The sequence below is a fragment of the Bacteroidota bacterium genome (assembly GCA_018692315.1).
Taxonomy (GTDB): domain Bacteria; phylum Bacteroidota; class Bacteroidia; order Bacteroidales; family JABHKC01; genus JABHKC01.
Genome location: JABHKC010000007.1, coordinates 1 through 5,663, shown reverse-complemented (window position 1 = coordinate 5,663; position 5,663 = coordinate 1). Strand labels below are relative to the sequence as shown.

Genomic DNA, 5,663 nt, shown 5'->3' with positions numbered 1-5,663 from the left:
CAAAAGTATCGGAAACTGTACAAAAATTCATATCAGAAACTACAACTGAGTAATTCCCTATTGATAAACTATCGATATTTGAACTTGTTTCGCCGTTGCTCCACAAAAATGTGTAGGGAGATATGCCACCACTTACAATCAAATTTATAAAACCGTCGCTTGCAATTGAAGATGAAACCCCAAAACTCACAGATGCCACAATAATTTCAGCAGGTTGAATAATTTGGAAAGTGTCTATTATAGTATCGCCGGCGGCATCATTTATTGTTAGATAGTATGTGCCTGCTGGTAAATTTGAAATATCTTCGTTAGTCTGGCCATTGCTCCACAAAAAAGCATATGGTGGAGTACCATAATATGGAGAAATATCAATAGCAGCATCTGAGCCTCCAAAACATGAAACATTAAGTATATTATCTGATATATAAAAAGATTGCGAAAGTTTTAAAATAAAATAATCATAGCTTGAAACCGGAGTCAAGTTATATACTAAAGGTCCCGGATCAAAATCAGCAGTTCCATAAAAAGAACCAATTGTATAAATATTTTGGCTAGTATCAAGAAAGATTAAACCTTCGCCTTCAGAACTATTTCCACCAATGCTTTTAGCCCAAACAAAATTTCCAAGAGAATCAAACTTTGAAATGAAAATATCATCATACCCAATTGATGTAAGATTAAATATTCCAAGTCCAGGGTCAAAATCAACTGTTTCACCATACTCTCCTGCAATATATATATTTCTTGATGTATCAAGAGTTAAAGAGTAGCCTAGATCATGTTCAATTCCGCCTATTCCTTTAGCCCAAACAAAATTACCAGCAGGATCAAACTTAGAAATGTATATATCATAGAATCCATTTGAGGTAAGATTATATACACCTGATCCAGGGTCAAAATCTACTGTTCCTTCAAATGAACCTGTAATATAAACATTCCCTTTTACATCAATTTTAATAGACCACGAATAATCATAATCAAAACCACCAATGCTTTTCGTCCATAACATAATGCCAGAAACATCTAGCTTAGAGAGAAAAATATCGGATTCTCCATTTGAAGTAAGATTAGAAGTTCCAATAGAATCTGGGTCAAAATCAACTGTACCATTTAATTCACCAGTGATATATAAGTTATTTTTATCACCAATAGCTAAGTCATAACAATAAGCATTAAATTCGCCAATACCGAGCATACAATTTGCCCAAATGAAATTACCGAGTGAATCTAGTTTGGTAACAAATAAGTCATATCCATAATAATTTGTAATAAGATTATATACTCCTGGTCCAGGATCAAAATCAACAGTATCATTAAAATATCCTGAGATATAAATGTCTCCTTCATCGTCTATAATAATTGAATTACCTCCATCTGTACTATTGCCACCAAAACTTTTAGCCCAGATAAAATTGCCCACTGAACTTAATTTTAAAACAAAAACATCATAGTTTCCGTTTGAAGAAAGGTAATAAATCCCAATACCAGGGTCAAAGTCGACAACAGACCAAGCATAAAAAGAACCAGTTACGTAAATATTTCCAATAGAATCTATAGTTATCGAATAACCTTCCTCCGGACCTAATGATCCAATTCTTTTTACCCAAACAAAATTCCCAGCACTATCAAATTTAGTAATATAAATATCTTCCATTCCATTTGAAGATAGATTAAAAACTCCAGGACCAGGGTCAAAATCAATTGTTCCTTCAAAGCTTCCTGAGGTGTAAACATTGCCTACATTGTCAATTGTGGCTGAGCGAACAGATAAGTCGTTTGTCACTCCCAAACCAACAGCCCATTCGAATTGCACATCTTGAGCTATAAGGCTGGTGGTAATAAAGAGAAAGGTTAAAAAAGAAAAAAATCTTGTTTTCATAATTTTTTTTAATAAAAAAATCATTGATCAATTATTCAGCTAAAGTAATAATAAAAAAGGCAAAATGCAATTTATTTATTTCTATTTTTTCGAATTGTATTTGTCAAAATATTTGGATGATATGAAAAGACCTGACAGGTTTTCGAAACCTGTCAGGTCTGTTTGAAACACCCTGCTGGTGCAGGTATGCAAACCGTGTTAGTGGGACTAATTAACAATCTTCACACTAAGGGGATAAACCTGTATTTTTTGCTTTTCCAAAATATTTGGGATTGCTTTCAATAATTGAAGATTTGTTTATTACACTACTATTCGGCGGATAATAAAATGTTTCCGGGTTTATCATATTTATTAAATAACCTTTTCCTGGCTCCATATCGCCAATCATATTTATATAATAGATTGGCCAGAAAATATTTCCTTCATCGTTTTTCACTATGCTAATTGAACTTGAAATTGGAGATAGAAGTAATTCTATCGAAGCTGCTGAATTACGTAAATATCCAAGCATATTCCAGTTTTCGTATAAACTAATTTGTGTATTTTCAGGAACTAAAGCAGTACCTCCAATTAGTAAATTATTAGCGAGGTTCATTTTTATATAGTATGCTTGACCGGTGCTGGCATCTCCAATTGAATTGATAGAATATAAAGGCCAAAATACCTGCCCTGAATTATCTTTAGCAATAATAATATCGCTTAGGATTGGTATAAAAATATCATTAAAATCGGGATTGCCCGGAGATATATAAGTTGAGAAAATACTCCAACCCTCGGGCAAAGCAATTTGTTGAGACTCGTATCCTGCAAGAGCCGTTAATTTGCTTAATCCATTAGCATTAAAATATCCGGTGTCGGGCATAGTCAAGTCATAGTTTGCATCTGCATAATATTCTATATCGTCAGTCGATTTCCAGATTTTCCATTTAAATTGTTCGCCAATTGTGAAACCATCGTTTCCAATATTTTCGCCATAGGCAATTACTGAAGTATTAATTCCTACCCAAACTTGATAGCCTGCACACACATATGTTCCAAGCGAATCGTAGAAAACTCCAATAAAATCCCCAATTTCTATTTGCAAGCCACTTATTGTGATTGGGGTAGTGTCCGGTATTTGAATCTCGTGGCTTGTTCCTGTCTGAGTGTATGGCCATGGCGGGAAAACTACATCGGGTTGAATAATTTCAAAACTTTCTATTATCTGGCAATCTACATTATCCGAAATTGTAATTTCATATATTCCTGCACCAGTATTTATAAGGTCTTCAGCGCTTTCACCATTGCTCCAGTTGAAAGTATATGGCAAAATTCCGCCAGTTAATGAAATGTCAATTGAACCGTCCACAAATCCATAATATGTTACATCAGTTATGGTAACATTTGTTAACTCGAAAGAATCTAAAGGTTGTTCGATAGTTGCCGATGCTAATGTGCTACATCCGTTAATATCCGAAATTGTAACTGAATATGTGCCGGCTTCGAGGTTAGAAATATTTTCGTTGGTTTCTCCATTTGTCCATACGAAATTGTAAGGGACAGTTCCTCCGCTAACTATAGGATTAATATAACCATTGTTCATGCCGTAGCATAAAAATTGGTTATAATCTAAACTCAGTGAGATACTATCCGGTTGTGTTATCGCTAATGAACTTTCGGCCGTGCAAGCATTTATATCTGTAACTGTAATATTATAAATGCCAATATCTAAGTTTTGTATGTCTTCGTTTGTTTGCCCATTAGCCCATAAATATGAATACATTGGGGTTCCCCCCGAAACAGTAATGTCAATTGCTCCGGTATTATCTTCAAAACACAATAGATTGCTGATGTTTGCTTGTATTGACACTTCTGCCGGTTCTGTGATTTCAATGCTTTGATTTGCAATACAAGAGTTGAGGTCAGTAATTTCTATGCTATAAAATCCGGCAGGCAAATTCGAAATATTTGCAGTAGTTTCTGCATTGCTCCACAAGTATGTGTAGGGCATAGTTCCACCTTGTGCAATAATATCTATTGAACCATTGGTTTCTCCATTACATATATTATTCGTAGCGTTAAGAATAGAAATTTGAAGAGTATCGTTCGCTTGATTTATGCTTGCCGATTCACTAATTGTACAAGAGTTGGAATCTGATATACTAACAGTATATGTTCCTGCTGGCAAGTTTGAAATTGTATGGTTGGTTTCGCTATTACTCCAAAGATATGTAAATGGAGAGGTCCCTCCACTTGCATTTGCAACAATTTCTCCATCGAAAGTGCCATAGCAAACATTTTCAGTATAATTTAAGTTTAGAATAATTGGGTCAGGTTGAGAAATTGTTGTATCAATGTTTGCTATACAAGCATTTTCATCTACCACTGTAACGCTATAAGTTCCAGCGCTCAAATTAGAAATGTCCTGAATTGAACTATTGTCTGACCAAATGTAAAAATATGGTGAAATTCCACCCTGAACCTCTAAATCTATAGAGGCATTACTTCCACCAAAACATAAAACATCTACTGTATTGTTTATGTATAACGACAATAAATCAGCTTGATTTACAAAAAAATTAGCTTCGGCAAAACAGCCGTTAACATCACTTATTGTAACGCTATAATTCCCCATAAATAGACCTGTAATATCTTCCGTTGTTTCCCCATTGCTCCATAGAAATGAATTTTGCCCAAAACCGCCAATCGTAGTTATATCAATTAGTCCGTTGTTGCCACCAAAACAGGAAACATCTGAAATGTTTGCATAATCAACTTGCAAGGAATCGGGTGCTTGGAAAATAATTGCAGTTTCAATTTTAGAGCATCCATTGACATCTGTAACTTTTACAGAGTGAATGCCCGGCCAAAGATTATTTATGGAATTGTAAATATTTGTTGAGTCCGATGACCATAAGTAAGAATATGGACTTATTCCACCTGAAGCATTTGCTAATATTTGCCCATTATTTTCACCGTAACAAATTTGTGATAAGTAATTTAAAGAGACTGAAACAGAATCGGGCTGAGTAATTGTTCCGTTAAAATTGTTCTGGCAATTATTGGCATCGGTAAAAGTCAGTTCGTAAAATCCAACTAGTAAATTTGATATATCATCATTTGTTTCTCCATTGCTCCAAATATATGAGAAAGGTGCTGTCCCGCCCGTAACTTCAATGTCTATTGTTCCTGTACTGTCGCCATAACATAAAACATTACTAATAGTTGAATTATCAATAATTAATAAATTAGGTTCGCTAATTGTAATATTTTCAGTTGCCGAGCAAGTTGCCTCAGCTGTGGAAATTGTTGTTACAGAATAATTTCCTGCCGGAAGATTTGAAATATTTGCACTGGTTTCGCTATTTGACCATTGATATGCGTAGCTCGCATTTTGCCAGCCTCCGAAAACTGCCGATGAAACTGAAGCTGTAGAATTTGCATAACAATCGACATTTGTGCCCGTCAAACTTACAGAAAACTGAGAGTTAGGTTCAGCAATTGTAATATTGTCAAAATCCATGCAAGCATGATTATCAGTAATTGTTAAATTATAATCTCCGACAATAAGCCCTGAAATTGCATCAGTAGTTTCCCCGGTGCTCCAAATGTAAGAATACGGCGGTGTTCCTCCAGCAGAATTTATTGAAGTAGCCGTTCCATCATTAGTTCCAAAACAGACGAAAAAGTTTCCGTCAATTTGTGTATTTAAAGGAGCATTTGGTTGAATAAGGGTATATGTTTCAGTAAGTTGGCATGCTTGATTGTCGGTGATTGTTACAGTATAATCCCCTGCAAACAAATT

2 protein-coding genes are annotated in these 5,663 nt (G+C 34.9%); both read right to left on the bottom strand.

The genetic code is table 11. The features are described 5' to 3' along the window. A partial coding sequence (locus tag HN894_00500; GenBank protein ID MBT7141785.1) for a hypothetical protein occupies positions 1–1,879 on the bottom strand: 1,879 nt, incomplete at its 3' end. A gap of 226 nt (positions 1,880–2,105) precedes the next feature. Further along, positions 2,106–5,663, bottom strand: a 3,558-nt coding sequence (locus tag HN894_00495) for a hypothetical protein (GenBank protein ID MBT7141784.1), incomplete at its 5' end; no start/stop codon positions are given.